Genomic DNA, 496 nt, shown 5'->3' with positions numbered 1-496 from the left:
GACGAATTGATCGTAAATCGAACGGTGAACGAGCGTGCGTTCGTTGCATATGCAGACCTGTCCGCAATTCATGTAGCGCGACGTGGCTGCGGAACGAACCGCCAGGTCGAGATCGGCATCAGCCAGGACGATGAATGGCGCCTTGCCGCCAAGCTCCAGCGAAACAGGTGTCAGATTGCGCGAAGCATTCGCCATGATGCGCTTGCCGGTCGGTACGCTTCCGGTCATGGTGATGAGGTCGACGCCGGGTTCCGTGCAGAGCACTTCGCCTATGGTTTCACCTCGTCCCGTTATGATGTTCACGACGCCGGCTGGCACGCCCGCTTCGACAAAGATGCGAGCCATTTCGAGCGCCGAAAGTGGCGTGTCTTCATGCGGTTTCAGGACGATGGTGTCGCCGGCGATCATGGCGGGCGCCACCTTTCGGCTGACCAGGGCGCTCGGGTAATTCCACGGAATGATGGCGGCGACGACGCCTACCGGCACACGCTGTATC

1 protein-coding gene is annotated in these 496 nt (G+C 60.3%); it reads right to left on the bottom strand.

Annotation, left to right across the window (positions count from 1 at the left end):
* Positions 1 to 496, bottom strand: a 496-nt coding sequence (locus EN879_RS38415) for an aldehyde dehydrogenase family protein (protein ID WP_127274833.1), incomplete at both ends; no start/stop codon positions are given.

Origin of the sequence: Mesorhizobium sp. M7A.F.Ca.AU.002.02.1.1 (genome assembly GCF_003998535.1) — a bacterium.
Lineage (GTDB): Bacteria > Pseudomonadota > Alphaproteobacteria > Rhizobiales > Rhizobiaceae > Mesorhizobium > Mesorhizobium ciceri.
The sequence above is the reverse complement of the archived record's forward strand: the minus strand, read 5'-3'. Positions and strand labels throughout refer to the sequence as shown.